This is a genomic window from Streptomyces sp. NPDC015345 (genome assembly GCF_043078805.1).
Taxonomy (GTDB): domain Bacteria; phylum Actinomycetota; class Actinomycetes; order Streptomycetales; family Streptomycetaceae; genus Streptomyces.
Genome location: NZ_JBIBTX010000002.1, coordinates 129,214 through 155,436 on the forward strand (window position 1 = coordinate 129,214; position 26,223 = coordinate 155,436).

Consider the following 26,223-nt stretch of genomic DNA (forward strand, 5'->3'; position numbering starts at 1 on the left):
GATTAAGGCGGAGGTCCGGTTATGCGCATTCCCGCACACTCGGTATGCACGGCCATCCGGGACGACATTGTGGCCGGGGTCTACGAAAGGGGCGGGCGGCTCACCGAGGAGCTTCTCGCGCGCCGCTACGGGGTCTCCCGCGTCCCCGTACGCGAAGCCCTGCGCACCCTGGAGGCCGAGGGCTTCGTCGTCACGCGCAGGCACGCCGGCGCCTGTGTCGCCGAGCCCACGGAGCAGGAGGCCGCCGACCTCCTGGAGCTGCGCACGGTGCTCGAGCCGCTCGCCGCGGCCCGCGCCGCACAGCGCCGCACCGACGCGCACCTCAAGGTCCTGCGCGGACTCGTGCGGCTGGGCCAGGAGCGCGTGCGGAAGGGTCAGGGGGAGGATCTGCGCTCGCTGGGCGGCTGGTTCCACGAGACGCTCGCCCAGGCCTCCGGCAGCCCCGGCCTCATCACGCTGCTCACCCAGCTGCGGCACAAGCTCGCCTGGATGTACGTCGTCGGGGCCCCGGCCGCGCCCGCGGTGTCCTGGTCCGAGCACGCGGCGATCGTCGACGCGGTGGCCCGCGGGGACGCGGAACGGGCCAGGATGCTCACCGCCGGCCACGCGGAGCGGGCGACGGCCGCGCACCGGTTGCGCCCCTCGCCGACGGCGGGCCGTGTGAGGGAAGTGCAACACCCCGTAAACACGGTGAGTCTCAGGAATTAACGCGGGTGCCGTATACAAAGTGAGGCGCGAGAGGAGTGCCGGTCAATGCAATTCCGGCCGTTCCTTTATTTCCGTGCATAAACTGCCGCCACATAAACTGGCACCAGGTGAGACATAAGGCAAAGGGCCCACCCCGTGTTCGGGGTGGGCCCTTTGAAAGGTGCTGCGTGGGTCAGACCGTCTCCGGAAGCTCCTCGAGACCGTCCGCGACCAGCTTCGCCAGACGGTCCAGGGCGGCGTCCGCGCCCTCGGCGTCGGAGGCGAGCACGATCTCCTCGCCACCCTGGGCGCCCAGGCCGAGCACCGCGAGCATCGAGGCGGCGTTGACCGGGTTGCCGTCGGCCTTGGCGATCGTCACGGGGACGCCGGCGGCCGTGGCCGCGCGGACGAAGATGGAGGCGGGTCGGGCGTGGAGGCCCTCGGCCCAGCCGACGTTGACGCGGCGCTCAGCCATGTGTTGCTGCCCTTCCAGGTGTTTCACACTTGTCTAGACCATTGTCGCATGTCGCGGTGGATGCTCTGGTGACGGGACGCCGGTCCTCCTCGACCGTACCCGGCCCAGGCGGCCCCGCGACCCGTACCCTGGGCCCCATGCAGACCCCGTCGGAGCAGCAGGATCGGCACGACTATCCCTCGCACTGGGAAGCCGACGTGGTGCTGCGCGACGGAGGCACCGCCCGGATCAGGCCCATCACGGCCGAGGACGCGGACCGCCTGGTCAGCTTCTACGAACAGGTCTCGGACGAGTCGAAGTACTACCGCTTCTTCGCGCCCTACCCGCGGCTGTCCGCCAAGGACGTGCGCCGCTTCACCCACCACGACCAGGTGGACCGCGTGGGACTCGCCGCCACGGTGGGCGGCGAGTTCATCGCCACCGTGCGCTACGACCGCATCGACGAGCGCGGCATGGCCGCCAGCGCCCCCGCCGACGAGGCCGAGGTCGCCTTCCTCGTACAGGACGCCCATCAGGGCCGCGGCGTGGCCTCCACGCTCCTCGAACACATCGCGGCGGTCGCCAGGGAGCGCGGCATCCGGCGCTTCGCGGCCGAGGTGCTGCCCGCCAACACCAAGATGATCAAGGTGTTCACGGACGCCGGGTACCAGCAGAAGCGCAGCTTCGAAGACGGCGTCGTACGCCTGGAGTTCGACCTGGAGCCCACCGACCGCTCGCTCGCCGTGCAGCGCGCCCGCGAACAGCGCGCCGAGGGACGGTCCGTGCAGCGCCTGCTGACGCCGGGCTCGGTCGCGGTGATCGGCGTCGGCCGCGCCCCCGGCGGCGTGGGCCGCAGCGTGCTGCGCAACCTCAAGGAGGCAGGCTTCACCGGGCGCCTCTCCGCGGTGAACAGCGCGTTCGACGAAGGCTCCGAAGTCGACGCGGTGCCCGCGTACCGCTCGGTCACGGCCATCGAGGAGCCCGTGGACCTCGCCGTGGTCGCCGTGCCCGCCGACCGGGTCTCCCAGGTCGTCGCCGAGTGCGGCGAGCGCGGGGTGCAGGGCCTCCTGGTGCTCTCCGCCGGGTACGGCGAGAGCGGCGCCGTGGGCCGCGAGCGGCAGCGCGAACTGGTCCGCCAGGCCCGGTCCTACGGCATGCGCATCATCGGCCCGAACGCCTTCGGTGTCATCAACACCTCCCCGGGGACGCGGCTCAACGCCTCGCTCGCTCCCGAGCCCCCCGCGCGCGGGCGCATCGGTCTGTTCACCCAGTCCGGCGCCATCGGCATCGCACTGCTCTCCGGACTGCACCGCCGGGGCGCGGGACTGTCCACGTTCGTCGGCTCCGGCAATCGCGCCGACGTGTCGGGCAACGACCTCCTCCAGTACTGGTACGAGGACCCCGACACCGACATCGCCCTGATGTACCTGGAGACCATCGGCAACCCGCGCAAGTTCACCCGCCTCGCGCGGCGGGCCGCGACCGCCAAGCCGCTCGTCGTGGTCCAGGGCGCCCGCCACAGCGGCATCGCACCGACCGGCCACGCCGTGCAGGCCACGCGCCTGCCGCACGCCACGGTCTCGGCGCTGCTGCGCCAGGCCGGCGTCATCCGCGTGGACACCGTCACCGAGATGGTCGACGCGGGCCTGCTGCTCGCGGGCCAGCCGCTGCCGTCAGGACCGCGCGTGGGCATCCTCGGCAACTCCGAGTCGCTCGGGCTCCTCACCTACGACGCGTGTGTCGCCGACGGGCTGCGGCCGCTGCCGCCGCGCGACCTCACGACCGGGGCCACCCCGGCCGACTTCCGGGCCGCGCTCGCCGAGACGCTGTCGGACGACGGATGCGACGCGGTGATCGTCAACGCGATCCCCTGGGTGCGGGAGGACGGGGTCGCGGCCGACCCCGAGACGCTCGCCACGGAGCTGCGGGCCGCCGCGGCGGGCTGCCCGGCGAAACCCGTCGCCGTGGTCCACGTCGAGCTCGGTGGCCTCGCCGAGGCCCTCTCCGCCGCGACCAGCACCCGGCCGGGCGTCCCGCCGAAGGAGCCCGGCGCCGGGGGCTGCGCCGACCCGGTCCACCCCGCACGGCCCGCGCCCGCCGCGCAAGACGAGCCGCCATCGCCCGGGACGGACGAGCCACCGGCGGAGCAGTACCGCATCCCCGCCTACCCCGCCGCCGAGCGCGCCGTCCGCGCGCTCTCCGAAGCCGTCAAGTACGCGCAGTGGCGCCGCGAGGCCGCCGAGCCCGGCAAGGTGCACGAGTACGACGACATCGACGAGAGCGGGACCGCCGAGCGCATCGCGGAGCTGCTGGGCAAGGACGGCGACCCCCGCGGCGCCACCCTCGCCCCGGCCGACGCCCACGAACTGCTCAGGCGGTACGGCATCCGCGTACGACGGGCCCTGCCCGCCCCGGACCCGGACGCCGCCGCGCACGCCGCGCGTACGCTCGGCTACCCCGTGGCCCTGAAGACCACCGCCCCGCACCTGCGGCACCGCGCCGACCTCGGCGGGGTGCGGCTCGACCTCGCCGACGAGGATCAACTGCGCCGCTCCTATCAAGAGTTGATCGACACCTTCGGCAAGCCCGCCGAGCTGCGGCCCGTCGTGCAGGGCATGGTGCCGCGCGGCGTCGACACCGTCGTGCGCGCCGTCATCGACCCGGCGGCCGGAGCGGTGCTCTCCTTCGGGCTCGCGGGCGCCGCCTCCGAGCTGCTCGGCGACACCGCGCACCGCCTCGTCCCGGTCACCGACCGGGAGGCGGCCTCCCTGATCCGGTCCATCAGGACCGCTCCCCTCCTCTTCGGCTGGCGCGGGTCGGCCCCCGTCGACACCCCGGCCCTCGAAGAGCTGCTCCAGAGGGTCTCCCGGCTCGTCGACGACCACCCCGAAGTGGTCGGTGTCACCCTGGAACCCGTGGTCGTCGCCCCGCACGGCCTCTCCGTGCTCGGCGCCTCCGTACGGCTCGCGCCCCCGCCCGCCCGCGACGACCTCGGTCCGCGGACGCTCCCCGGGTACTGAACCGCGCTCCGCGGGCGCCGGGGCGGCCACGGGGGCCCAGCGGCCCCGCACCGGGCCGTAGGATGGACGGCATGGCAAAGACCGGTACGACGACCCAGGGGCTGCGCGCGGCGATCGAGCGCAGCGGCTACTACCCGGCCCTCGTGGCCGAGGCGGTGGAGGCCGCGATCGGCGGCGAGGCCATCGGGTCGTACCTGGTCCACCAGGAGACGACGTTCGACGCCAACGAAGTGCGTCGGCACGTCACCGTCCTCGTCCTGACCGGCACGCGCTTCATCGTCAGCCACACCGACGAGCAGGCGGCGGACAGCACCTCCCCGACGCCGTACGCGACGACCTCCACGGAGTCGGTCAAGATCGGCCGGATCTCCTCCGTCGTCCTCAGCCGCGTCGTCGCCAACCCGGAGAAGTACGTGCCGGGCACGCCGCCGCGCGAGGTCGTCCTGACCATCGGCTGGGGCGCCGTCTCCCGCATCGACCTGGAGCCCGCGGCCTGCGGAGACCCCAACTGCGAGGCGGACCACGGCTACACCGGCAGCTCTACCGCCGACGACCTGAGCCTGCGCGTCAGCGAGGCGGGCGACGGCCCCGACGCCGTGCGGCAGACCCTCGCCTTCGCCCAGGCCCTGTCCGAGGCGACCGCGGACACCGCCCGCTGATGTCCCTGCCCGCCTGGGACGACGTGGAACCGCTCGCCCTCGACACCGCCCCCGTGCCCGCGTACGGCTCGGGTTCGCTCGCCGACCTGCTGCCGACGCTCGTCGCCCACCAGGGCGTGCCCGGCCACGCCGCGCGGACCATCGCCGAACTGGCCCCCGCCGACCGCAACTGCGTCTTCCTGATCGACGGCCTCGGCTGGGAGCAGCTCAAGGCCCATCCGGCGGAGGCGCCCTTCCTCAACTCGCTGCTGCCGACTTCGCGGGGCGGCACCGGGCGGCCCATCACGGCCGGCTTCCCCGCCACCACGGCGACCTCGCTCGCCTCCGTCGGCACGGGCCTGCCCCCCGGTGCGCACGGCCTGCCCGGCTACACCGTGCGCGACCCCGCCACCGGCGGGCTGATGAACCAGCTCCGCTGGAACCCATGGACCGACCCGCACGCCTGGCAGCCGTACCCGACGGTCTTCCAGCAGGCCCACGAGGCGGGCGTGCACACCGCCCAGGTGTCCTCCCCGACCTTCGAGCACACCCCGCTGACCAAGGTCGCCCTGAGCGGCGGCTCCTTCCGGGGCAAGCTCTCCGGAGAGGACCGCATGGACCTCGCCGCCGAGCAACTGGCCGCGGGGGACCGCTCCCTGGTCTACACGTACTACGCGGAAGTCGACGGCAAGGGCCACCGCTTCGGCGTCGACTCCGACGCCTGGCGCGGCCAGCTCATGTACGTCGACCGGCTCGCCCAGCGGCTGGCCGAGCAGCTCCCGCCGCGCAGCGCCCTGTACATCACCGCCGACCACGGCATGCTCGACATCCCCTTCGACGACGCCTCCCGCATCGACTTCGACGAGGACTGGGAGCTGCGCGCCGGCGTCGCCCTCCTCGGCGGCGAGGGCCGCGCCCGTCACGTCTACGCCGTCCCGGGCGCGCAGAGCGACGTCCTCACGGTGTGGCGCGAGGTGCTCGGCGAGCAGTTCTGGGTGGCCTCCCGTGACGAGGCGATCGCCGCGGGCTGGTTCGGTCCACACATTGATCAACGTGTGTACGAGCGCCTCGGCGACGTCATCGCCGCCGCGCACGCCGACGTCGCGATCGTCGCCGGCGAGCGGGAGCCCAAGGAGTCCGCACTGGTCGGCATGCACGGCTCCATGACCCCTGTGGAACAACTCGTCCCCCTTCTCGAAGTACGCTCCTAGCCGTACGCCCTGACGCGCCCTCCGGGGCGCCCCGCCTCCGCACGCCCCCGAAAGGTCCGCAACTCCCCATGCCCGAGCTGGTGTTCTTCTCCGGAACGATGGACTGCGGAAAGAGCACGCTGGCTCTGCAGATCGAGCACAACCGCTCGGCCCGCGGACTCCAGGGAATGATCTTCACGCGGGACGACCGGGCGGGCGAGGGCAAGCTCTCCTCGCGGCTCGGCCTCGTCACCGACGCCATCGAGGCCGCGGACGACTTCGACTTCTACGCCCACCTCGTCGACCACCTCTCCCAGGGCGGCCGCGCCGACTACGTGATCGCGGACGAGGCGCAGTTCCTGGCCCCGGAGCAGATCGACCAGCTCGCGCGGGTCGTCGACGACCTCGGCCTGGACGTCTTCGCCTTCGGCATCACCACGGACTTCCGCTCCAAGCTCTTCCCCGGCTCGCAGCGCCTGGTCGAGCTCGCCGACCGCGTCGAGGTGCTCCAGGTCGAGGCCCTGTGCTGGTGCGGCGCCCGGGCCACGCACAACGCCCGCACCATAGGCGGCGAGATGGTCGTCGAGGGCGCCCAGGTCGTCGTCGGCGACGTCAACCAGTCAGCGGACGAGGTGGGTTACGAAGTCCTGTGCCGCCGCCACCACCGCCGCAGGGCGACGGCGGCGACCGCACGCGCGGGCGCTCTCTCGCCCGACGTCCTGCCGGTCGACACCGCCGCCCGCGCCTGACTCAGGCGCGCTCGTGCGAGCGTACGAGGGTGAAGACCGCCCCCTCCGGATCGGCGACCGTCGCCTCCCGGCCCTGGGTGCCGGCCCGCGGCGGCGTGACGACCTGCCCGCCGAGCTCGACGACCCGGGTCACCGCCTCGTCGACATCTGCGGCTTCGAAGTACGTCATCCAGTGCGGGCCCCGGTCGCGTGGCAGCGCGTCGCCCACGCCGTGCACGGACGCCACCGGGCGGCCCTCGATGCGCAGGGTCAGAAAGTCGTCATCGGCCGAGACGACGGCCTCGTCGGTGAAGCCGAACACGGTTTCGTAGAACGTGACGACGCCCGTGGTCTCCCGCGTCACCAGCTCGTTCCAGGCCGGTGCCCCCGGCACCCGGGTCACCGCGCTGCCCAGGTGCCGCGCGGCCTGCCAGAGCCCGAAGACGGCGCCCGTGGGGTCCGAGGCGATGGCCATCCGCCCCGCCTGGCCCGCGGTGATCGGACCCACGCCGACCGTGCCGCCGCAGTACCGCACGGCCTCCGCCGTCGCGTCCGCGTCGTCCGTCGCCAGATAGGGCGTCCAGGCGATCGGCAGATGCCGGTCGGCCGGCAGCTGGCCGATGCCGGCCACCTCGCGGCCGTCGAGCAGGGCCCGCACATAGGGCCCGAGCTGCTCGGGACCCGGCCGGAACTCCCAGCCGAAGAGCGCTCCGTAGAACTCCTGGGTCGCCGCCAGGCCATGCGCCATCAGGCTCACCCAGCAGGGTGTGCCGGGTGCGCTTCGACCGGCTCCCGCGCCGTCGCGCCGCCCTGTGGACGCCTGTGCCTCGGTCATCGTCACCCTCTCCTCGGCCTTCGTGGTGGCCGCTTCACTTCCGCTTTTCCCGAATGCGCGTGCCCTCGCCGCGCGCATGCGCGCCCCTGTAGATGCTCGCACCACCCGTCGCGCCACGCGTCCCGGCCGCGCCGCACGGCCCGGCCTCCCGCGGAGGATGCCCGATTTGCGGTGGCTCACCCATGGCCGCGAGGCGGCCGAGCGGGGTCCATCCGTTGTACGGGGTGTGCTGGGTTCCGTACGCCCCGTGGCCGGGCGGCTTCCGGCGGAGCAGGGTAGCCGGACCTCGGCCGTACGGCCACCCCATGCGCAAGGATGGGCCCATGAACGCCATCATCTCCGCATCCGAACTCGCGAGCGACCTGGCGGGCGAGAATCCGCCGGTCCTGCTCGACGTCCGCTGGCAGCACCAGGGCTCCCTGCGCGAGGCCTACGAGGAAGGGCACATTCCGTCGGCTGTCTTCGTCGACCTGGACGCCGACCTGGCAGGACCCGCGGGACCCGGGGGCCGCCACCCGCTCCCCGACGTCGACCACTTCGGGGCCGTGATGCGGGCGGCGGGGGTCTCGGCGGACCGCGATGTCGTCGTGTACGACGGTGGCCAGAACTGGGCGGCCGCACGCCTGTGGTGGATGTTGCGCTGGACGGGGCACGCCTCCGTGCGTGTCCTTGACGGCGGCCTCGCCCTGTGGACCGGCCCCCTGGAGTCGGGCGCCGGAACGGCCCCGGCCGAGGGCACGTTCGAGCCGGCCCCCAACAGCACGGACTTCCTCGACGCGGACTCCGCGGCGGCCCTGGCCCGCTCCGGCCTGCTCCTGGACGCCCGCGCGGCCGAGCGCTACCGCGGCGAGGTCGAGCCGATCGACAAGGTGGCCGGGCACATCCCCGGCGCGGTCTCGGCGCCGACCACCGAGAACGTCGCACAGGACGGCCGCTTCAAGCCCGCCGCCGAGCTGGCGAACCGCTTCAAGGCGCTGGGTGCCTCCGGTACTTCGGAGGTCGGCGTCTACTGCGGCTCGGGTGTCTCGGGCGCCCATGAGGTGCTGGCCCTCGCGGTCGCGGGCATTCCGGCCGCGCTGTACGTCGGCTCATGGTCGGAGTGGTCGGCGGACGGTTCGCGTCCGGTCGCCACGGGTCCGGACCCGCAGTAGTCCGGTACGCGCGTGGGGGCCCGCACCAACTGGTGCGGGCCCCCACGCGCGTACCCGCGGCTACTCCTGCTTCTTGCGGCGCGTGCCGAAGACGATCTCGTCCCAGCTGGGCACCGCGGCGCGGCGCCCTGGGCGCACTCCGTCGGCCTCGGCCTGGCGGTCGGTGGAACCGACCAGGCGGTCGCGGTGGCTGGCCACCGAGCGCGGCATGAGGACGTCCGCGTAGGCCGAGCCGGCACCGGCCGACGCCGCGGGCGGCTCCTCGGCCTCGGGCTCCAGCTCGGGCTCTTCCTGGGCGGGCGGCGGCAGTTCCGCGGTGGTCGCGGCCGAGGGCCGCTCGGGCACCACCATGTCGCCACGGAAGCTGGGCACCGCCTCCAGGAGGCTGGTCAGCGAGTCGCGCTCCTGCTCGGCGACCGCGGGCACCACGCCGTCGGTCTCCTCCGCCGGTTCGGCGGGGGAGGCCGGGATGCTCTGACGGTCGAGCTGCCGGTCCAGGGCGCGGTCGAGCGGCCGCTCCGGCGGACGGTCCCGGGGGAGCCGGGCGATGCGCGGCACGAACGGGAAGCTGGGCTCGGGCGCGGCGATGTCGTCCGTCTCGCCGATCAGCGAGCGCGCCTCGTCGTCCACGGCCTGGACGAGCCGCCGGGGCGGGTCGTACGTCCAGCTCGCGGAGTGCGGCTCGGTCGCGACGCGGTAGACGAGCAGGACCTCCCAGGTGCCGTCGTCACGGCGCCAGGAGTCCCACTGGACGGACTCCTTGTCGGCGCCGCGCAGCAGCAGCCGCTCCTGCACGGCCTCGCCGAGCTGGGGCCCGGTGTTCTCACCCGGACGGCGTACAGGGGTCTTTCTGGCGCGCTCCGCCATGAAGGCGCGCTCGGCGAGCACGGGGCCTTCGAACCGGCGGACGCGGTCGACCGGGATCCCGGCGAACTGGGCCACTTCTTCCGCGCTGGCACCGGCACGTATCCGCGCCTGGATGTCGCGCGGGCGGAGGTGGCTCTCCACCTCGATCTCGATCTGTCCGAGTCGGGGCCGGTCGCCGCGGACGGCCGCACGCAGCCGCTCATCGATCGGAAGCGTGTACTCCGTGCTGTCCGCAGCCTTCAGCACCAGCCGTGTGCCGTCGTTGCTGACGGCCACGACACGCAGTTCGGGCATGGGGACCTCCCGGGTGGTGCCTGCCGACGTCACGTGCGTCGCTGCTTCCGCTAGTCGAGTGTGGCCTGCCCGGGTGCAGCCTGCCACAACCTTGCCGAGTTGCCCGGCGTGTCGGGCAGGGGCCCTGGACCGCCGTTATGGCACGGTAACCATTTTGCAACGCTAAGTGACGACTTTCGCCACCCTGTGCGGCTAGCCCCCCACCCGGCGGTCCTGGAAGGCCCCGGGCACCCTGGCGGGAGACCGGACCCAGGGCTCGCAACAGTACTCCATTCGGGCCACGCGGGTGGACCGCCGCGCCGCCGAACTTCTCATGGGGGAAGGGAGTTGGCGGACTTTTCGCCGCTTGCGCTCCCGCGCGCGCGTGGCGCACTTCACGGAATCACCCGAAACGGAACTAATCCCTTCGGCCATACGTCCCCTTCTCGTGCAGTGAGTCGAAAAGGCGAGGAAGGCAGGCAAGGGTCGGAGATGCGAGTTAAGCCGGATTCCGGCAAGGAGTCGAAGGACCAGGAGGAGCCGGAGGAGAAGCGGCGCCTCGATCTCAGCGTGCCTCAGGTGGCCGGGAGCGCCATCGCCGCGGTCGTGGCGGCGAAGCTGGCCTCGAACCTCGGCGTCTACGGGACGATCCTCGGCGCCGGCGTCGTGAGCGGCATCGCGACCTGCGGCGGCACGATCTTCCAGCACTTCTTCAAGCGCACCGGCGAGCAGATACGCGTCGTGGCGGTGCAGGCCAAGCCGAAGGCGCACCAGGTGCCCGCCACCACCGCCACGCGCGTGCCCGAGACGTTCAGGACGTCCGCCTACCCCGGCTACCCGGGGGCCGCGTCCGCCACCGGGCCCGTGACCACGACATGGGGGAGACCACAGGACCCCGAAGCCGACGCGACCAGGGCGCTTCCCGCCGCGGACGCCGACCCGACGACCGCGCTGCCCTCCGTGGCGGCCGGCCTCGACGCCGAGAAGACGCAGCTGCTCGGCCCGGTCGACGCCACCCGGCTCGTGCCGGGTGAGGATGCCACCCAAGTGATGTCCCCCGAGGACGCCACCCGGTTGACGCCCCGTGACGACGCCACGCGCGTGCTGCGCGTCGGGGCGCCGGCAGCGCCTCCAGGTGTGCCGCTCGAACCGCCGCTGCCCTCGGACGACTTCACCGACGGCACCACGCACCGCGCGCAGATCCGCAGCTGGAAGCGGCCGTTGATCGCGGCAGCCGTCGTCTTCGGCGTCGCCATGGGGGGCATCACCGCGTACGAGCTCGTGACCGACCAGGACCTCAGCGGCGGCAAGGGCACCACCATCGGCAACAGCTTCACGGGGAACCACTCCTCTCCGAGGAAGCCGTCCACGCCCTCTGGTGAACCGTCCGGTCAGCCCTCGGACAACGGCACTTCGGGGACGGACGACGGCTCCCGGCAGGGCGGGGACAACGCCACGCAGGATCCGCACGGGACCGGTGGGCAGACCCCGGGCGAGGGCGACGGCTCCGGGACCGGTTCCGGCTCGGGCTCCCAGCAGGACCCGGACAAGGGCACTGGAACGGACCCCGACAAGGACAAGGGCACCGACTCCGGAGACGACGGTTCCACGACGGACCCGACGCCGAAGCCGACCCCCACGCCCTCGAACGGCACAGGCACCGGCTCCGGTTCCGGCACGGGCACCGACGGCGAAGCGCAGCAGGGCGAGACCGCCAGCCCGTAGGCGAGGTCAGTCGCCGAGGACCCGCCGCAGGTAGGCGTTGGCGAACATGCGGTCCGGGTCCAGGTGGTCGCGCACGGCGGTGAACTCACCGAAGCGGGGGTACGCCTCGGCGAAGTACTCCGCGTCGCGCGTGTGCAGCTTGCCCCAGTGCGGCCGCCCCTCGTGCGCGGTGAAGATCCGCTCCGCCGCCGCGAAGTACGCCTGGTACGGCGTGCCCTTGTACATGTGGACGGCGATGTACGCGCTCTCCCGGCCCGAGGCCGTGGAGAGCGCGATGTCGTCCGCCGGCGCCGTGCGGACCTCCACGGGGAAGCTGATCCGCAGCCGCGAACGCTCGACCATGGCCTTCAGCTCACGCAGGGTCTCCACGAGGGCCTCGCGCGGAACGGCGTACTCCATCTCCATGAAGCGCACCCGGCGCGGGCTGGTGAAGACCTTGTAAGGGATGTCCGTGTACGTGCGGGCGGACAGCGCCTTGCTGGAGATCTTGGCGATGCCGGGGATGGTCACGGGGAAGGCGCGGCCGAGGGAGTTGACCGCCTGGAAGAGGCCGTTGGAGAGCAACTCGTCCTCTACGAAGGCGCTGATCCTGCCGGGCGGGGCCACGGGGCCCGGGCTGCGGTTGTTGCGCTTGGTGTTGCAGTTGCCGGTGTGCGGGAACCAGTAGAACTCGAAGTGCTCGTTCTCGGTGAAGAGCGCCTCGAAGTCGCTCGTGACCCGGTCGAACGTCATCGGCTCCTCGCGGGCGGTCAGGAAGAAGACCGGTTCCACGGCGAAGGTGATGGCGGTGATCACGCCGAGCGCCCCGAGCCCCACGCGGGCGGCGGCGAAGACGTCGGGGTTCTCCTCGGCGGAGCAGGTCAGGATCGTGCCGTCGGCGGTGACCAGCTCAAGGCCCGTGATCTGGGCGGCGATCGAGGCGGAGTCGCGGCCCGTGCCGTGCGTGCCGGTGCTGACGGCTCCGGAGACCGTCTGCTCCATGATGTCGCCCATGTTCGTGAGCGACAGGCCCTCGCGGGCGAGCGCCGTGTTCAGGCGCTTCAGCGGGGTGCCGGCCTCCACGGTGACCGTGCCCGCCGCCCGGTCGATCGCGCGGATGCCGGTGAGGAGATCGGGCCGTATGAGGAGGCCGTCGGTCGCGGCGGCCGCCGTGAAGGAGTGCCCCGCGCCGACGGGCTTCGCCCGCAGACCGTCGGCCTTGGCGCCGCGCAGGGCCTCGGAGAGCTCGTCCACCGAGGCGGGGGTGGTCTCCCTGGCGGGCCGCGCGGTGACGTTGCCCGCCCAGTTACGCCACGCCGCTGTGCTCTTCCCGCTGCCCGTGCCCGTTCCCGTGCTCATCGGTCCCTCCCCGTCGCGGAACCGGCCTCTTCAGCCGGCGATAGCCCAGGAGCCCGACGACGACCGCGGCGGCCCCGGAGATCCCCGGGACCGTGTACCCGGCGTCCGATCCCGCGGCGTCGATCACCCAGCCGGCCGCGGAGGAGCCGAGCGCGACGCCGACCGCGAGTCCGGTGCTCACCCAGGTCATGCCCTCGGTCAGCTTCGCGCGTGGTACGTGCTCCTCGACGAGGGCCATCGTCGTGATCATTGTGGGTGCGATGGAAAGGCCCGCGACGAACAGCGCCACGGCCAGAAACAGCAGGTTCCCGACCAGTTGAAGCGGGATCATACTCACGGCCATCGCGCAGACGCCCAGCAGCCACCTGGGGGCCGGTGCCCCCTTGAAGTGCAGCAGCCCGAAGACCGCTCCGGCGAGGCAGGAGCCGAGCGCGTACACCGCGAGCACCAGGCTCGCCGCGGACTTGTGACCCTGGTCCTCCGCGTACGCCACGGTGACCACGTCGATCGACCCGAAGATCGCGCCGGTCGCGACGAACGTGGCGACGAGCACCTGGAGGCCGCCCGAGCGCAATGCCGAGCCCCCGGTGTGGTGCTCGCGTGGATGGGGCACCGGCTCGGTGGCCCGCTGGGCCGTCAGCCAGAAGACACCGACGGCGAGGAAGCCCCCGGCGAGCAGCGGCCCGGCCTCGGGGAACCACACCGTGGAGAGCCCGATCGAGATGATCGGCCCGAAGATGAAGCAGACCTCGTCCACCACGGACTCGAAGGAGTACGCGGTGTGCAGCTGCGGGGTGCCGCGGTACAGGACGGCCCAGCGGGCCCGGATCATCGAGCCCACGCTCGGCACACAGCCGACCAGGGCGGCGAAAAGGAACAGCGTCCAGTCCGGCGTCTCGAACTTCGCGCACAGCAGCAGCCCGGCGACCGCGGCCAGGGAGACCAGCGTGGCGGGCCTGAGCACCCGGCGCTGGCCGTGCCGGTCCACCAGGCGGGAGATCTGCGGCCCGATCGCGGCGGCGGACAGCGCCACCGTCGCCGAGAGCGCGCCGGCGAGGCCGTACCGCCCGGTCAGCTGGGACACCATCGTCACGATGCCGATGCCCATCATCGAAAGCGGCATACGGCCGAGGAACCCGGCCGTGGAGAACGCCTTGGTGCCGGGGGCGGCGAAGAGGGCTCGGTAGGAGCTGGGCACGTGGACTCCGCGAAAGCGCCGGGGCCACGTGCGAGAAGCGACCCCGGTAAGGCGTAAAGGTGGCTGATACAGCTTACGGCTCCGGCGGGGCGGACGCACCGTGATTTTCCGGCTGTCAGTGGCGGGTGGCAGGATCGGTTGCATGTCCGATGCGCTCGATCCCACTCCCTACGACGCCCTGCTGCTGCTCTCGTTCGGCGGCCCCGAGGGCCCCGACGACGTGGTCCCGTTCCTGGAGAACGTGACGCGCGGGCGCGGCATCCCCAAGGAGCGGCTCAAGGAGGTGGGGCAGCACTACTTCCTGTTCGGCGGGGTCAGCCCGATCAACGACCAGAACCGCGCCCTCCTCGACGCCCTGCGCAAGGACTTCGCGGAGCACGGCCTGGACCTGCCGGTCTACTGGGGCAATCGCAACTGGGCGCCGTACCTCACCGACACCCTGCGCGAGATGGTCACCGACGGCCACCGCCGCATCCTGGTCCTGGCCACCAGTGCGTACGCCTCGTACTCGGGCTGCCGCCAGTACCGCGAGAACCTCGCCGACTCCCTCGCCGCCCTGGCGGCCGAGGGCCTGGAGCTGCCGCGGATCGACAAGCTCCGGCACTACTTCAACCACCCCGGCTTCGTGCGCCCCATGATCGACGGCGTCCTGAAGTCCCTCTTCGAACTGCCCGAGGACGTACGGGACGGCGCGCACCTCGCCTTCACGACGCACTCCATCCCGAACGCCGCGGCCGACACCTCGGGTCCGACCGAGGACCACGGCGACGGCGGCGCCTACGTCAAGGAGCACCTGGACGTCGCCCGCCTCATCGCCGACGCGGTGCGCGAGGAGACCGGCGTCGAGCACCCCTGGCAGCTCGTCTACCAGTCGCGCAGCGGCGCCCCGCACATCCCGTGGCTGGAGCCGGACATCTGCGACCACCTGGAGGAGCGGCACGGCGCCGGCGCCCCCGCGGTGGTCATGGTCCCCATCGGCTTCGTCTCCGACCACATGGAGGTCCTGTACGACCTCGACACCGAGGCCGAGGCCAAGGCCGCCGAGCTGGGTCTGCCGGTCCGCCGCTCGGCGACGGTCGGCGCCGACCCGCGATTCGCCGCGGCGATCAGGGACCTGGTCCTGGAGCGCGCGGCCAAGGAGAGCGGCATGCCCGTCACCCCCTGCGCCCTCGGGACGCTGGGCGCGAGTCATGACCTGTGCCCGGTGGGCTGCTGCCCGGCCCGCGCCCCGAAGCCCGCGGCCGCCGGCGCCGACAGCCCGTACGCGTGACCCCCGAGACCCCCGAGCTGGAGCGAGCACGATGACGGACCCGCTGAAGGCGCTCAAGGCCGAGCTGCTCGACATCGCCCTGGAGGCCGCGCACCGCGCCGGTGTCTTCCTGCGCGACGGCCGCCCCGACGATCTGGGCGTGGCGGCCACCAAGTCCAGCGCCGTGGACGTCGTCACCGAGATGGACATCGCCTCGGAGAAGCTCATCACCGACTTCCTCGCCGAGCGCAGGCCGGACGACGGCGTGCTCGGCGAGGAGGGCGCGAGCCTGGCGGGCAGCAGCGGCGTGCAGTGGGTCGTCGACCCCATCGACGGCACCGTCAACTACCTGTACGGCCGCCCGGACTGGTGCGTGTCCATCGCCGCCCGCAAGGACGGCGAGACCCTCGTCGGGGTCGTCCACGCCCCGGTCCGCGGCGAGACGTACCGCGCGGTCCTCGGCGAGGGCGCCTTCGTCGGCGACCGCCCCGCGCGCGTGCGCCCCGCGCCGCCGTTCGGTCAGGCCCTGGTCGGCACCGGCTTCGGCTATCTCACCGAGCGCCGTGCCCGGCAGGCCGAGGTCGCCCGGCACCTCGTTCCGAAGGTGCGCGACATCCGCCGCGGCGGCTCGGCGGCGATCGACCTGTGCGACGTCGCGCTGGGCAGGCTGGACGCGTACTACGAGCGAGGGCTCAACCCCTGGGACTTCGCGGCCGGCGACCTCGTCGCGCGGGAAGCGGGCGCCCTGACCGGTGGCCGCCCCGGAGAGGCCCTCTCGGGCGAGCTGGCCATCGCTGCCGCACCCGGCCTCTTCGAGCCCCTCCAGGGCCTCCTGGAGGACCTCGGGGCCTGGCACGACTGACGCGGGCGCGCACGCGAAGGCCCCGGCACCTCGTCCAAGGATGCCGGGGCCCTTCGTGCGTATGTGCTCAGACGCGTACGTGCTCAGACGTGCAGAGCGCCTACCTCGACGCCGTGCTCGGCGGCCAGGCGGTGGAGGTCTTCCAGCTCCGCCTGCTCGACCTCGGCAAGGAAGTCGTCTCCCGTCTCACGGGCCATCGTGAGGTCGGACTCCGTGGCCTTTATGCGCTGCAGGAGACCTGCGGTGAATGCGTCCATGGTTGCGCCCCCTCGGCTGGGTCGTGGGTCGATGGCACGGGGGTGTGCCCTCAAGAAGGGGCGATCACGTCTCGAACCGCTCCTGGAGAAAGCGGTTCGTGGCATGCCACATACAAAGCGTGATCGCGGGTGTAAGGCCGTCCTCCCCCCGCTCCCTTCCGCAGAAACCTCAACGGGCCGAGAAAATCCCGCATTCCCCGCTCCCCAGACCGCCTTACAGCCGGTTTATGGCCGAAAGGGGCAGGATGGAGCCCTACCCCAAGACAAACCTGCCCGCAGGGGCACAGAGGAAGGACAGCGACGTGCGCGTACTCGTCGTCGAGGACGAGCAGCTGCTCGCCGATGCGGTGGCCACCGGACTGCGCCGGGAGGCCATGGCCGTCGACGTCGTGTACGACGGGGCGGCCGCCCTGGAGCGCATCGGCGTCAACGACTACGACGTGGTGGTGCTCGACCGGGACCTCCCGCTCGTGCACGGCGACGACGTCTGCCGCAAGATCGTCGAGCTCGGCATGCCGACCCGCGTCCTGATGCTCACCGCGTCGGGCGATGTCAGCGACCGCGTCGAGGGACTGGAGATCGGCGCCGACGACTACCTCCCCAAGCCCTTCGCGTTCAGCGAGCTCACGGCACGCGTGCGTGCCCTCGGGCGGCGCACCAGCGTGCCGCTGCCGCCCGTCCTGGAGCGGGCCGGGATCAAGCTCGACCCCAACCGCCGCGAGGTCTTCCGCGACGGCAAGGAGATCCAGCTGGCCCCCAAGGAGTTCGCCGTCCTCGAAGTGCTGCTGCGCAGCGAGGGCGCGGTCGTCTCCGCGGAGCAGCTCCTGGAGAAGGCCTGGGACGAGAACACCGACCCGTTCACGAACGTGGTCCGGGTCACCGTCATGACCCTGCGCCGCAAGCTCGGTGAGCCCGCCGTCATCGTGACGGTCCCGGGCTCCGGTTACCGGATCTGACCCCCGGTGGCCGCGACACCCGCGCCACCGGCGGCGCCTCCGAAGCCGACATGGGACCCGAGGAAGGTCGAAGCGCCCTTCCCCTGGCTGCGTCCCACCATCCGCATACGCCTCACACTGCTCTACGGCGGCATGTTCCTGATCGCGGGCATCCTGCTGCTGTCGATCATCTACCTGCTCGCCGCGCAGGCGTTGAACGTGGGCAGTGACCTGCCGTTCAGGGTCACGGGCAAGTCCTCGGTGAGCAGTGACAGCTGCGCCAACTTCCGGCTGCTCCCCGAGGGCCCCACGGAGGCACAGCTCAACGCCGCGCTGAACGAGTGCGTCAACACGATGCGCCAGAACGCCCTGGACAACCTCCTCAGCCGTTCACTTCTGGCCCTCCTCGGCCTCGCCGTGATCGCCTTCGCCTTCGGGTACGCGATGGCGGGCCGCGTGCTCTCGCCGCTGGGCCGCATCACCCGTACCGCCCGCAGGGTGGCCGGCACGGACCTGACGCGGCGCATCGAGCTGGACGGCCCGGACGACGAGCTGAAGGAGCTCTCCGACACCTTCGACGAGATGCTGGACCGCTTGGAGCGGGCCTTCACCGCCCAGCAGCGATTCGTCGGCAACGCCTCGCACGAGCTGCGCACGCCGCTGGCGATCAACCGCACGCTCCTGGAAGTGCACCTCTCGGACCCCGGGGCGCCCCCCGAGCTCCACCAGCTCGGCAAGACGCTCCTGGCCACCAACGAACGCAGCGAGCAGCTCGTGGAGGGCCTGTTGCTGCTCGCCCGCAGCGACAACCAGATCGTCGAGCGCAAGCCCGTCGACCTGGCCGAGGTCGCCGACCGCGCCGTCGACCAGGTGCGAGGCGAGGCCGAGGCGAAGGGCGTGGAGATCCGCGGGGAGCGCGGCCCGGCCGTCGTGCAGGGCAACGGCGTACTCCTGGAGCGGATCGCCCTGAACCTCGTCCAGAACGCCGTCAGGTACAACGTGCCGGACGAGGGGTGGGTCGAGGTCACCACGGAGGCCCAGCACGGCCAGGCGGTCCTGGTGGTGTCGAACACGGGCCCCGTGGTGCCCGCGTACGAGATCGACAATCTCTTCGAGCCGTTCCGCAGGCTGCGGACCGAGCGGACGGGCAGCGACAAGGGCGTCGGACTCGGCCTGTCGATCGCCCGGTCGGTGGCCAGGGCCCACGGGGGCCGTATCATCGCGGAGCCGCGCGAGGGGGGTGGGCTCGTGATGCGAGTCACGCTTCCCATCTGACATGCTGCCGCGAACACGATGGCGTGTTCGCTTTGCGCGGAATTTTCGGGACTCGATCTCCCGAGAACCGTGTGCGATCGATCACAATGGCGATTTTCTCGCCATCTACTCTCCGTGATCGTGAAAGTCGTCGGAAAGCCTGGAAAATCCGGGTTTTCGGGGGTCTTGATCACGGGAAGTACACGGGGTGGCGCCCGTGAAGTGCGACATTCGGACCGTGTACGGTCCCGATCGCCATCCAAGCCGACCACCTCATCAGGGGTGCGGTTGGGTGTCGATTGAGTAACAGACCTTGATGTGAGGCAAAATCTCCGCCTCGGGTCGGGCACAAGTCCGGCCTCTCACGCGTTACGTGCGCTGGAGACACCGCAGACACCCAGAGGGGGAGAGCGACATGGCAACGGACTACGACACCCCACGCAAGACCGATGACGACCTCAACGAGGACAGCATCGAGGAACTGAAGGCCCGGAGGAACGACAAGTCGACTTCGACTGTCGACGTCGACGAGTTCGAGGCCGCCGAGGGCCTCGAACTGCCCGGCGCGGACCTGTCCAACGAGGAGCTCGCCGTCCGGGTGCTCCCGAAGCAGCAGGACGAGTTCACCTGCATGAGCTGCTTCCTGGTGCACCACCGCAGCCAGCTGGCCAAGGAGAAGAACGGCCAGCCGATCTGCCGCGACTGCGACTGAGGCGGGGTCGGCCATGACTGGCTCGACCCCGTCCAGGAAGCGCCGCTTCCGCAAGCGCGGAGCGGACCAAGCCGCCGCCTCGGGCGATGGCGTACGTGACGACGAGCGGGGCTCTTCCCTCAACGGAGCAGCCTCGCTCGATCCGGCGAACGCCGTCGAGGTGGCGCCGGACGGGACGGCGGCCGACAAGGCCTCAGGGACCACTCGGACAACCGGGCCCCGGAGCCGCGTCGCCGCTGTCGCGGACGGAGTGAAGGAAGGCGTGCGCAAGGGCGGGCGCAGCGCCAAGGCCGGCGTCGGCTACCTCGCCGACCGGCTCATCGAGAACGCCCCGCGGATCCCGGTCCGCGATCTGGCGACCCTCCGCAAGCAGTTCCCGGGCCTCGGCCCCGAGCAGCTCGCGGACAAGCTCGTCGCCGGCGCCGCCAACGCCTCGTCCACGGTGGGCGCGGGTGTGGGCGCCGCGGCGGCGATGCCCGTACCACCGGCGATGCCCGCCGAACTCGCGGCCGAGATCACCGGCGTCGCGGCCATAGAACTGAAGTTGATCGCCGAACTGCACGAGGTCTACGGACAGCGTCCCGAAGGCAACCTCAAGCAGCGCAGCACGGCGTACCTGACCTCATGGACGCAGGAGCGCGGCGTCGACATGGGGAAGCCCTCGACGCTCAATGCCGCGCTGGGCGGCCAGGTGAAGCGGGAGCTGCGGCAGCAGATCATGAAGCGGATGGTCCGCAATCTTCCGAACCTCATGCCCTTCATGGTGGGCGCCGCGGTCGGGGCGGTGATGAACCGCCGCGACACGAAGAAGCTTGCCGAGAAGATCCGCGATGATCTGCGGAAGCGGCAGGTTCCGTGGGACGCGTTGCCGGAGCTGCCGCCTCTGGAGTCGCCGGACGATCCTCTGCGGTTGGGGGGACGTCCCAAGGAGCTGGGTCGCTGAGCCCGGTGGGGGTCTGCGGGTCGGTTGTGGCTGAGCGCGCAGTTCCCCGCGCCCCTCAGGGGGCGCTTTGGCGTATGGAGTTCAGCGCTTCCGCCAAGGCCTCCGGGTGCCTCGTCGAGAGGTAGGCGTAGGGCGTCGGGTCCGCCGGGTCCGTGATCGTCACGCGCAGGGCCGTGGGGATGTAGGCGCGCAGCAGCATGAAGGCGCGCGGGTCGGCCTTGTAGGAGCGCCAGGCGCGGGTCTCCTCGCCCGTCAGGACCTCCGCCTCGCCCAGGGCGGACACCGGGATCTTCGCGTCGCCCGCGACCAGCGAGCCGGCCACCACGCGGATCCGCACCGAGCCGTACGCACTGGTGACGACCGCCGCCACCGCCGTGCCGCCGACCAGGCCGCCGAGGAGCGGCAGCGTGCCGAACGGCAGCATGATCAGGGCCATCGCCACACCCACCAGGACCGAGGCGAACCACCACGAACGGGGTGCGGTCAGGCGTTCTTCGTAAGGCTGCATGGAACCAAGCTTGGCACGGTGGGCTGTGAGCACTGACGCGGAGGTAAGGTCTGCGCCTGTGAGTGGTACATCTGCAGCTCTGACGCCCCCGGCCGACGCCATAGCGCCCGTCCGCCACCCCGACGCGCCCGCCCCCGGCGAGCTGATCGGTGCTCACTACGAGCACTGCTTCGGGTGCGGCGAGGGCCAGGCGCACGGACTGCACCTCGCGGCGCGCGCCGGCGAGGGTGTGACCGTCACCGCCGAGTTCACCGTGCGCGAGGCACACCAGGGCGCCCCGGGCCTCGCCCACGGCGGCGTCCTCGCCACCGCCCTCGACGAGACGCTGGGCTCGCTGAACTGGCTGCTGCGGGTGATCGCCGTGACCGGCCGCCTGGAGACCGACTTCGCACGGCCCGTGCCGCTGGGCACCGTGCTGTTCCTGGAGGCCGAGGTCACCGCCGTCGCAGGGCGGAAGATCTACTCCAGGGCCACCGGCCGGATCGGCGGCCCCGACGGGCCCGTCGCGGTCCGCGCCGACGCCCTCTTCATCGAGGTGAAGGTCGACCACTTCATCGACAACGGCCGCCCGGAGGAGATCCGGGCCGCCATGAACGACCCGGACCAGATCCGGCGTGCCCGCGCTTTCGAGGTGAACCCGTGATGTCCCGTACCCCTTCCGGCGAGCTGAACGTGCTGATCAGGCGCGTCGACCCCGAGGTGCCGCTGCCGGAGTACGCGCAGCCCGGTGACGCGGGCTGCGACCTGCGCACGACGGAGGCCGGCGAACTCGCGCCGGGCGAGCGGACCGTACTGCCCACCGGGGTGTCCATCGCGCTCCCTGAGGGGTACGCGGCCTTCGTGCACCCCCGTTCCGGGCTCGCCGCCCGCTGCGGTGTCGCTCTGGTGAATGCCCCGGGGACGGTGGATGCCGGGTACCGTGGAGAGATCAAGGTGATCGTCGTGAATCTCGATCCGCGCGAGTCGGTGCGGTTCGAGCGCTTCGACCGGATTGCCCAACTGGTCGTCCAGCAGGTCGAGAAGGTGCGCTTCCAGGAGGTGGCGGAGCTTCCCGTATCGGCGCGGGCCGAGGGGGGCTTCGGGTCCACCGGCGGCCATGCCGCCGTGGGCGTCGGCTCGGGCGTGAGCCAGGGCGAACAAACGGGTGGGAATCGATACGCATCGGTCGTATCCGACCGGGAAGGACAGTGACGTGTTCGGACGTCGCAAGAAGGACAGTGCCGCCGAGGACGCGGCGGGCGCGGACGAGCAGGTCGTCGACGGCGTGAACGGCGCTGAGTCCGCCGGCTCCGCCGACGTCGCGCGCTCGCGCGTGAGGCTCGAGCCGGAGCCCCGTCCCGACGGTCCCTGGGACATCTCAGAGGTCCGTGAGCCCGGCGAGGGCCGTGTGGACCTCGGTGGGCTCTTCGTGCCGGGGGTCGAGGGCATGGAGCTGCGGGTGGAGGTCGCGGGCGACGCGATCGTCGCGGCCACCGTCGTGCTCCAGGACAGCGCCATCCAGTTGCAGGGCTTCGCCGCCCCCAAGAAGGAGGGCATCTGGGGCGAGGTCCGCGAGGAGATCGCCACCGGAATCACCCAGCAGGGCGGTGTCATCGACGAGGTCGAGGGCCCCCTCGGCTGGGAGCTGCGCGCGCAGGTCCCGGTACAGCTGCCGGACGGTACCGGCGGTGTACAGGTCGTGCGCTTCATCGGCGTCGACGGGCCGCGCTGGTTCCTGCGCGGTGTGATCTCCGGGCAGGGCGCGGTGCAGCCGCAGGCCGCCGGGCTCCTGGAGCAGATCTTCCGGGACACCGTCGTCGTCCGCGGCGAGGGCCCGATGGCGCCGCGCGACCCGATCGTCCTGAAGCTGCCGGACGACGCGCAGATGGTCGCCGAGGGCGGCGTCCAGCAGGAACAGCAGGAAGGCTCGCGCTTCTCGGGCGGCATGGGGCAGCTCCAGCGCGGCCCCGAGATCACCGAGGTCCGCTGACCCTCCGAGCGCGACGCCGTAGACCTTCGATCGTCTGACGGTGCTCGCCTGACGGTATTTCAACTGCCTTGTGGCCCGCGGTGGTTCCGGCTCGTCCGGACCATTGCGGGCCACATTCGCGTACGCCCATACTGTGCCGGTCACTCGGGGGGAGACCGGTGCGGTGAGTGGACGGCGGGTGCCCGCCGCGGTGCGGGGGAGTCGGCATCACGGGTTGGTCCTGGGGGCCGCCGGGCTCGCCGTGCTGCTCGCGGCCACCGTCCTCGCCGCCCTCGCGGCGCTCTCTGAGAAGGCCGTGGAGGGCGGGGCGCAGCGACGGCTCGCCGCGGACCGGGAGGCCGTCGTCGAGGTCGCGAGCCCTCATCGGGCGGACGGCGCACGGCGGTTGGACCAGGACGTCCGCGCCGCCCTCGGCCGCGCCTACCGCGACGTACCCCACCACACCTGGTCCGCGCTGCGGGCACCCGCGGCCCGGGGCGACGAACTCGCCGTCACCGAAACCGCGGGCCGTCCGCGCCAGGACGCCACCCTCACCGTGGTCGCCGTGGAGGGCGCGGGGCGGCACGCCGCACTGCGGGCCGGGCGCTGGCCGCGCCCCCGCGCCGGGCCCGTCGAGGTCGCGCTGACCGAGGCCGCCGCCGCGGAACTCGCCGTGCGGCCCGGGGACGACGTCACGGTACGGGGCGCGGACGAACGGCTCGTGCGGACGAAGGTCGTCGGACTGTACGCCGCCGGGGACCGCTCGCCCGCCGTGTGGGCCGCGCTGAGCAGTACGTTCGGGACGCCGGACACGGTGGCGGTCGCCGCGCGCGAGGCGTTCGCGGGCAGCCGGGGACTCGCTGGGGACGCGGCGGCGCTGTGGCTCGGGGTGCCCGAAGCGGGCGGGCTGCGGCTCGGGGACATCGGGGCGCTTCAGGACCGCGCCAAGCGGTTCGCGGGAAGCGACGCCTCGCTGTCCGTGCTGCGGGGCGGCGGCGGGCCGTCCGGGGACGACATCATCGTGTCGGCCGGGCTGCGCCGGGCGCTCGACCGGCTCACCGCGCCGATCGCCGTGGCCCGCGCCGGGCTCTACGTCCCCGCGACGCTCCTGGCCGCGCTCGCCGCGACCGCCCTCGTGCTCACCGCGCGGCAGCTCGCCGAACACCGGCGCCCGGAGCTGGCCCTGCTCGCCGCCCGCGGGGCGGGCACCCGGCGGCTCGTCCTGTCGACCGCCGGGCAGTGGGCCTGCGTGGCCGTGCCCGCCGGGGTGGCCGCGCCCTTCCTCGCCGGACCGCTGCTGCGCGGGCTCGCCGAGGCCGGGCTCATCGAGGGCGAGGTGCCGGGCTCGGCGGCCACCGGTCTCGGATGGGCGGCGGCCCTGGCCGCCGTCGCCGCACACGGCGCCGCGCTGCTGCTGCCGACGGCCCGGGTCGTGCGGGACCGGCGGGCGGTGACCCGGCTCCGGCTGCGGGTGGCGCGGTTCGCCGGGGCCCAGCGGCTCGGGGCGGACGTGGCGCTCGCGGCGGTCGCCGTCCTCGGCTGGCTCCAGCTGCGGCGGTACCGCTCGCCGGTGACCGGCGCCGACGGCCTCGATCCGGTCCTGGTGCTCGCACCGGTCGCGATGACCGGGGCGGCCGCGCTGCTCGTCCTGCGGTTCCTGCCGCTGCTCGCCCGCGTTGTCGACCCCCTCGCGCGGCGCGCCCGCGGGCTCGTCCTGCCGCTCGGCGGCTGGCAGATCGGGCGGCGCGCGGCACGCCACGCCGGGCCCGCCCTGGTGGTGACGCTCGCCCTCGCGGTCGCCGCGCTCAGCAGTACGGCGCTGGCGATCCTCGACCGCGGCGACCGTGACCAGGCCGCGTTCCAGGTCGGCGCGGACCTGCGCGTCGAGCCGGGCGAGGGCGTGGCGCCCGAGGAGCGGCGCGGTGCGTACGAGGCGCTGCCGGGCGCGGCGGCCGTCACGCCGGTGGTCACCTCGCAGGGGTACGTCGGGCAGGACGCGGTGGCCGTCACCGCCGTGAACACGGCGCGGGGGCCGGTGCCTTCACTGCGGGGCGATCTCGCGGACGCGCCCGTACGCGATCTGGTCGCGCCACTCGGCAGAGGGATACCGGAGCACGGGTTACCGGTCCGAGGTGAGGGGTCCTTGCGGGAACTGCCGCTGCGGGTGCGGATGGCGGCCAGTGGCGGCGGTGACGTCGTACCCGTACGGCTCACCGTCCACTTCGAGGACGGGGACGGGCTCGGCCGGTCGAGTTCGGTGGTGATCAAGGAGGGGCGGGCCCGGTCCGTGCCGCTGAAGGTGGGCGTGCGCGGTGGCGGCGCGCGCATCCTCCAGATCGACCTGAGCATGGTCGGCGAACGGGTGCGGCGGACCTACCGGCTGACCGTCGACCGCGTGCCGGGGCTCGCGCGGGCGGCGCGCTGGCACGACCTGCGGGCCGACGCGCCGGACCGGCACGCGGCCGGCTGCCCGGGTGTGCGGCGGGAGCGGGGAGCTTCGGGCGAGGCGCCGGGGCCCGTGCTCTGCCAGGACACCCCCGCTCCCGGCACACTCCTCGACGCGGTGCTGCGCGGGCCCGACGTACGGCTGAAGTACCCCGCGTGGAGCGTGCGGCTCGGCACGGACCGGGCCAAGGGGCGGCCTGCCGCGCCGGCGCTCGCCGGTGACGCGCTGCTCGACTCGGGGGCGATCAGGGTCGGGGACACCGTGACGGTCCGGCGGAGCGCGGGCGGGAGCGCGCGGGTCAGGATCGTCGGGCGGCTCGCGGCGGTGCCCGGCGTGCCGCGCGACCGGCCGCGACTGCTCGCCGACTCCCGTGCCATGGCCGCGCAGTGGGCCCTGAGCGGGGCGCTTCCCGAGGCGGAGGAGGCGTGGTGGGTGGGGGCGCGCGGCGCCGACACGGGTGCGGCCATGGCCGCGGTGCGCGCCGATCCGCGGCTGGGGAAGGCCGTCGACGTGCCCTATGCCCGCGCGGAGTTGGCGGCCGATCCCCTGCGGCGGGGCGCGCGGGGCGCGTTGAAGCTGTGCCTGGTGCTGGCGCCCGCCTTCGCCGTCATCGCCTTCGCGCTGCACGCGGTGGTCTCGGCGCGGTCCAGGGAGCGGGAGTTCGCGCTGCTGCGGGCGCTCGGCGTGCGGCGGGGGCAGGTGGCGGCGTACCTGTGGACGGAGCAACTGGCGCTGGCCGGGGTGGCGGCGGTGCTCGGCACGGGGCTCGGGGCGGCCCTGGCGTCGGTGATCATGCCCGTGGTGACCGTCGACGCCGAGGGCGATCCGGTCTTTCCCTCGCTGGTCACACAGGTGCCCTGGGTGCGCGTGGGGGTGACGGCCGGGGTGACCGCGGCGGTGATCTGTGCGGTGGTGACGGTGGCCGCGCGGGTCCTCGGGCGGGTGGATCCGGCGCGGGTGCTCCGGGTGGGGGAGGAAGGGTGAGGGGGCCGAGCGGAGGCGTCG

General features: G+C 72.8%; 24 protein-coding genes. 17 read left to right on the top strand and 7 right to left on the bottom strand.

What is annotated here, in order from left to right; all coding sequences use genetic code 11:
• Positions 1–21 precede the first annotated feature (21 nt).
• On the top strand, positions 22–708 hold the full coding sequence (locus tag ACF062_RS06965; RefSeq protein WP_392136725.1) for a GntR family transcriptional regulator: 687 nt from the start codon (positions 22–24) through the stop codon (positions 706–708).
• Between the two features lie 172 nt (positions 709–880).
• On the opposite strand, the gene ACF062_RS06970 is transcribed toward ACF062_RS06965, so the two are convergent.
• Positions 881–1,162, bottom strand: a complete 282-nt coding sequence (locus ACF062_RS06970) for an HPr family phosphocarrier protein (protein ID WP_190085156.1) — start codon at positions 1,160–1,162, stop codon at positions 881–883.
• A gap of 137 nt (positions 1,163–1,299) precedes the next feature.
• Here ACF062_RS06970 and ACF062_RS06975 point away from each other — a divergent pair, with 137 nt between their 5' ends.
• The 4 genes from ACF062_RS06975 (at position 1,300) to ACF062_RS06990 (ending at position 6,738) form a co-directional block, all read left to right on the top strand.
• Positions 1,300–4,161, top strand: coding sequence for a GNAT family N-acetyltransferase (locus ACF062_RS06975; RefSeq protein ID WP_392136727.1), 2,862 nt, complete (start codon positions 1,300–1,302; stop codon positions 4,159–4,161).
• A 71-nt stretch (positions 4,162–4,232) separates the two neighbouring features.
• Complete coding sequence (locus tag ACF062_RS06980; protein ID WP_392136729.1) at positions 4,233–4,820, top strand: DUF5998 family protein; 588 nt, start codon at positions 4,233–4,235, stop codon at positions 4,818–4,820.
• The gene (locus tag ACF062_RS06985; protein WP_392136731.1) at positions 4,820–6,010 is read left to right on the top strand and encodes an alkaline phosphatase family protein; all 1,191 of its coding nucleotides are present in this window, start codon (positions 4,820–4,822) and stop codon (positions 6,008–6,010) included. The genes ACF062_RS06980 and ACF062_RS06985 overlap by 1 nt, the downstream gene beginning before the upstream one ends.
• A gap of 68 nt (positions 6,011–6,078) precedes the next feature.
• Positions 6,079–6,738: a thymidine kinase gene (locus tag ACF062_RS06990; protein WP_392136733.1), complete on the top strand. Its 660-nt coding sequence runs from the start codon at positions 6,079–6,081 to the stop codon at positions 6,736–6,738.
• A 1-nt stretch (position 6,739) separates the two neighbouring features.
• Here ACF062_RS06990 and ACF062_RS06995 read toward each other — a convergent pair whose 3' ends face one another.
• A complete protein-coding gene (locus ACF062_RS06995; protein WP_392136735.1) occupies positions 6,740–7,552 on the bottom strand; it encodes a VOC family protein in 813 nt (270 codons plus the stop codon).
• A gap of 323 nt (positions 7,553–7,875) precedes the next feature.
• On the opposite strand from ACF062_RS06995, the gene ACF062_RS07000 reads away from it, so the two are divergent.
• Positions 7,876–8,703, top strand: a complete 828-nt coding sequence (locus ACF062_RS07000; protein ID WP_392136736.1) for a sulfurtransferase — start codon at positions 7,876–7,878, stop codon at positions 8,701–8,703.
• A 60-nt stretch (positions 8,704–8,763) separates the two neighbouring features.
• Here ACF062_RS07000 and sepH read toward each other — a convergent pair whose 3' ends face one another.
• A complete protein-coding gene (gene sepH / locus ACF062_RS07005; protein WP_223777216.1) occupies positions 8,764–9,864 on the bottom strand; it encodes a septation protein SepH in 1,101 nt (366 codons plus the stop codon).
• Positions 9,865–10,335: 471 nt separating this feature from the next.
• On the opposite strand from sepH, the gene ACF062_RS07010 reads away from it, so the two are divergent.
• On the top strand, positions 10,336–11,568 hold the full coding sequence (locus tag ACF062_RS07010) for a hypothetical protein (RefSeq protein ID WP_392136738.1): 1,233 nt from the start codon (positions 10,336–10,338) through the stop codon (positions 11,566–11,568).
• Between the two features lie 6 nt (positions 11,569–11,574).
• Here ACF062_RS07010 and ACF062_RS07015 read toward each other — a convergent pair whose 3' ends face one another.
• Both ACF062_RS07015 and ACF062_RS07020 read right to left on the bottom strand, forming a co-directional pair.
• Positions 11,575–12,906, bottom strand: a complete 1,332-nt coding sequence (locus tag ACF062_RS07015; protein ID WP_392136740.1) for a D-arabinono-1,4-lactone oxidase — start codon at positions 12,904–12,906, stop codon at positions 11,575–11,577.
• Positions 12,854–14,104 carry an MFS transporter gene (locus ACF062_RS07020; RefSeq protein WP_392136741.1) on the bottom strand — a complete coding sequence of 417 codons (1,251 nt, stop codon included), beginning with the start codon at positions 14,102–14,104 and terminating at the stop codon, positions 12,854–12,856. Before ACF062_RS07020 ends, ACF062_RS07015 begins: the two co-directional genes overlap by 53 nt.
• A gap of 142 nt (positions 14,105–14,246) precedes the next feature.
• Here ACF062_RS07020 and ACF062_RS07025 point away from each other — a divergent pair, with 142 nt between their 5' ends.
• Positions 14,247–15,374, top strand: a complete 1,128-nt coding sequence (locus ACF062_RS07025) for a ferrochelatase (RefSeq protein WP_392136743.1) — start codon at positions 14,247–14,249, stop codon at positions 15,372–15,374.
• A 31-nt stretch (positions 15,375–15,405) separates the two neighbouring features.
• On the top strand, positions 15,406–16,215 hold the full coding sequence (locus ACF062_RS07030; RefSeq protein ID WP_392136744.1) for an inositol monophosphatase family protein: 810 nt from the start codon (positions 15,406–15,408) through the stop codon (positions 16,213–16,215).
• Positions 16,216–16,298: 83 nt separating this feature from the next.
• On the opposite strand, the gene ACF062_RS07035 is transcribed toward ACF062_RS07030, so the two are convergent.
• Positions 16,299–16,472 carry a hypothetical protein gene (locus ACF062_RS07035; protein ID WP_167515896.1) on the bottom strand — a complete coding sequence of 58 codons (174 nt, stop codon included), beginning with the start codon at positions 16,470–16,472 and terminating at the stop codon, positions 16,299–16,301.
• A 302-nt stretch (positions 16,473–16,774) separates the two neighbouring features.
• Between ACF062_RS07035 and ACF062_RS07040 the strand changes: the two genes are divergently transcribed.
• The 4 genes from ACF062_RS07040 (at position 16,775) to ACF062_RS07055 (ending at position 20,316) form a co-directional block, all read left to right on the top strand.
• Positions 16,775–17,428 (top strand): response regulator transcription factor, encoded by a 654-nt coding sequence (locus ACF062_RS07040; protein ID WP_055544891.1) that lies wholly within the window; start codon positions 16,775–16,777, stop codon positions 17,426–17,428.
• Positions 17,429–17,434: 6 nt separating this feature from the next.
• Complete coding sequence (locus ACF062_RS07045) at positions 17,435–18,682, top strand: HAMP domain-containing sensor histidine kinase (RefSeq protein ID WP_223777222.1); 1,248 nt, start codon at positions 17,435–17,437, stop codon at positions 18,680–18,682.
• Positions 18,683–19,076: 394 nt separating this feature from the next.
• Positions 19,077–19,373 carry a DUF4193 domain-containing protein gene (locus ACF062_RS07050; RefSeq protein ID WP_205035431.1) on the top strand — a complete coding sequence of 99 codons (297 nt, stop codon included), beginning with the start codon at positions 19,077–19,079 and terminating at the stop codon, positions 19,371–19,373.
• Between the two features lie 13 nt (positions 19,374–19,386).
• On the top strand, positions 19,387–20,316 hold the full coding sequence (locus ACF062_RS07055; RefSeq protein ID WP_392136747.1) for a hypothetical protein: 930 nt from the start codon (positions 19,387–19,389) through the stop codon (positions 20,314–20,316).
• Positions 20,317–20,371: 55 nt separating this feature from the next.
• Here the strand turns inward: ACF062_RS07055 and ACF062_RS07060 are convergent, their stop codons facing one another.
• Positions 20,372–20,824 carry a DUF3093 domain-containing protein gene (locus ACF062_RS07060; protein ID WP_392136749.1) on the bottom strand — a complete coding sequence of 151 codons (453 nt, stop codon included), beginning with the start codon at positions 20,822–20,824 and terminating at the stop codon, positions 20,372–20,374.
• Between the two features lie 58 nt (positions 20,825–20,882).
• On the opposite strand from ACF062_RS07060, the gene ACF062_RS07065 reads away from it, so the two are divergent.
• The 4 genes from ACF062_RS07065 (at position 20,883) to ACF062_RS07080 (ending at position 26,202) form a co-directional block, all read left to right on the top strand.
• The gene (locus ACF062_RS07065) at positions 20,883–21,467 is read left to right on the top strand and encodes a PaaI family thioesterase (protein WP_223777225.1); all 585 of its coding nucleotides are present in this window, start codon (positions 20,883–20,885) and stop codon (positions 21,465–21,467) included.
• Entirely contained in the window at positions 21,467–22,015 is a 549-nt protein-coding gene (dut, locus tag ACF062_RS07070) for a dUTP diphosphatase (protein WP_392136751.1), read from the top strand. Before ACF062_RS07065 ends, dut begins: the two co-directional genes overlap by 1 nt.
• Position 22,016: 1 nt before the next feature.
• Entirely contained in the window at positions 22,017–22,793 is a 777-nt protein-coding gene (locus ACF062_RS07075; RefSeq protein ID WP_392136753.1) for a DUF3710 domain-containing protein, read from the top strand.
• Positions 22,794–22,956: 163 nt separating this feature from the next.
• Positions 22,957–26,202: an FtsX-like permease family protein gene (locus tag ACF062_RS07080; protein WP_392136754.1), complete on the top strand. Its 3,246-nt coding sequence runs from the start codon at positions 22,957–22,959 to the stop codon at positions 26,200–26,202.
• Positions 26,203–26,223 lie beyond the last annotated feature (21 nt).